Here is a 2,227-nt window from a genome sequence, read left to right on the forward strand (position 1 = left end):
GAGGCCGGATATCTCGCTTACTTCTTCTACGCCTTCGCCTCGGTCTTCATAATCGTGAACCCCGTCGAGGCGACGATGGTCTTCATATCCCTCACCCCTGGAGCCTCGGCCCGGGAGAGGGCGAGGATCTCCCTCCGGGCGGCGTCTGTCGCCTACACGGTCGCCCTCCTCTTCGCCCTATCCGGAGACGTGGTCCTCCGGTTCTTCGGAACGACCGTCGATTCCCTTCGGGTCGCGGGAGGGATCCTCCTCTTCATCATGGCCATCGAGATGCTGAAGGCGAAGCCCCGGAGGAAGGTGACGGAGGTCGAGATGGCCGACGCGAGCGACCGGGAGGACGTATCGATCTTCCCCCTGGCGACGCCGCTTTTGACGGGTCCGGGGGCGATCACCACCGTCATCGTCCTCATGGGGACGGCTTCGGGGCCCGCCGAGAAGGGGGTCATCCTCCTGGCCCTGACGGTGACATTCCTCGTCTCCTACCTGATCCTCAGGTCCTCGGAGTACGTCTCTCGAATATTGGGGGTGACGGGGATATTGGTGATGACCAGGATCATGGGCCTATTGCTCGGCGCCATCGCCGTCAACTTCGTCGCAGTCGGAGCCTGGAATATCTATGCTGGGCTCGCGGGGCTATCTTAGGATCGGGCCGACTGCGAGCCGATCGCCCTTTCGACGAGATCGATGAGGTCGATCACCTCGATTTCGCTTCCGGCGTCCCTCAGGTTTCTTATGCAGAGGGGGCAGCAGGATACGATGGCATTGACCCCCGCGGGGACTTCTGAGAGCCTCCGTCTCGCTATATCGAGGGATAGGTCGGGGTAGCCCGCCCGGACCCCTCCGCCTCCGCCGCAACACCGGGCGTTCTCCCTGCTCCCCTTCATCTCTTCGAGGCGGCAGATCGCCCTTATCACCTCTCTTGGAGGATCGAAGACCCCGCTCCCCCTTCCCAGGTGGCAGGGGTCGTGGTAGGTGACGGTGATGTCGAGCCTCAACAAGTCAAGCTCGGCCAGGTGCTCCGCCAGAAACTCGGAGACGCTGACCACCTCGAACTCCGGGGGGTAGTCTTTTTTGAGAGTCGAGAGGCAGCCTGCGCATCCGGTGATGACCGTCTTCGCCCCGACCCCCCTGATCTGGCGGAGGTTTTTGTCAATGATCTCTTTCGCTTCGGAGCCGGTCCTGATGAGGGGGGAGCCGCAACAGACCTCTTCAGGAAGAAGGGTGGCGCCGAAACGACGAAGGAGATCGAAGGTCTTCTTCGCCACCTCGGGGTAGCGGTAAGAGTGGAGGCACCCCACGAAGTAGACGCGGTCCGCCCTCTCCTTCAAACCTTCCCGATCCGAGAGCCAGCCGAGCCGGTCGGCCCCCTCACCGAAGGTGTTGCCGCTAGCTCTCACCTTCCTCCTGAACCCGGCCTGGGTCTCGGTCATGACGCCCTCTGCGACGAGCTGTCGCCTCGCAGACTGGACGATGGCCGGGGGGTTCGCCCCCGCCGGGCATTTTTCGGCACAGATCCCGCAGGTGGTGCAGGTGTTGAGGCAGTCGAGGACCTCGGAGTCGGGGCAGAACCCCTCTTGGAGGGCTTTGACGACCATGATCCGGCCCCGAGAATTTCTCGACTCCCATCCCAGAACCTCGAAGGCGGGACAGACCGACCGGCAGGTTCCGCACCGCACGCAGACCTCGACCGTCCGGGGGTCGATCTCGACCCAGGTCTCCGCTTCGCCCGTCGCCAGTTTCATCCTCCTCCTGGGGAGGTGTCCTCCTCAAGCCCCAGCTTTCCGGGGTTGAGGATATCCTTCGGGTCGAGGGCCCTCTTTATCGCCCTCATCACCCAGAGGGTCCTCTCACCCCACTGGATTTTCATGTACTCCGCCCGGGCCGCGCCGATGCCGTGCTCGGAGCTGACCGTCCCCCCCAGCCGGATCGCCGTCCGGTGGATGGCGTCGGCGGCGGCCAAAAGCCTCTCCCACTCGCCTTCGTCCAGAACGTCGATGAAGAGGGCGACGTGGAGGTTTCCGTCCCCGATGTGGCCGTACTTCATCGCCGGAAGACCGAACCTCTCGGAGATCTCGCCTACCTCCCTGATCAGGGCCGGGATCATCTTTATGGGGACGCCCACGTCCTCGCCGACGTAGATCCTGCTCTTGGAGGGGTCGAGGCGGGATACGGCGGCTCCGACGAGCCTTCGGGCCGCCCAGATCTCCTCCATCTCCTCCTCCCCGCT

Annotated in this window: 3 protein-coding genes; 1 reads left to right on the forward strand and 2 read right to left on the reverse strand. The window is 63.9% G+C overall.

The window, feature by feature from the left end; all coding sequences use genetic code 11:
- Positions 1 to 642, forward strand: a 642-nt coding sequence (locus ACP5EL_RS08970) for a MarC family protein (RefSeq protein WP_428402171.1), incomplete at its 5' end; no start/stop codon positions are given.
- On the opposite strand, the gene ACP5EL_RS08975 is transcribed toward ACP5EL_RS08970, so the two are convergent.
- Entirely contained in the window at positions 639 to 1,742 is a 1,104-nt protein-coding gene (locus tag ACP5EL_RS08975; RefSeq protein ID WP_428402172.1) for a (Fe-S)-binding protein, read from the reverse strand. The two genes, ACP5EL_RS08970 and ACP5EL_RS08975, sit on opposite strands and share 4 nt — an antisense overlap.
- Positions 1,739 to 2,227: FAD-linked oxidase C-terminal domain-containing protein (locus tag ACP5EL_RS08980; RefSeq protein ID WP_428402173.1), on the reverse strand; the 489-nt coding region annotated here is incomplete at its 5' end. The genes ACP5EL_RS08975 and ACP5EL_RS08980, both read right to left, overlap by 4 nt.

Origin of the sequence: Methanocrinis sp. (assembly GCF_049974945.1) — an archaeon.
Taxonomy (GTDB): Archaea; Halobacteriota; Methanosarcinia; order Methanotrichales; family Methanotrichaceae; genus Methanocrinis.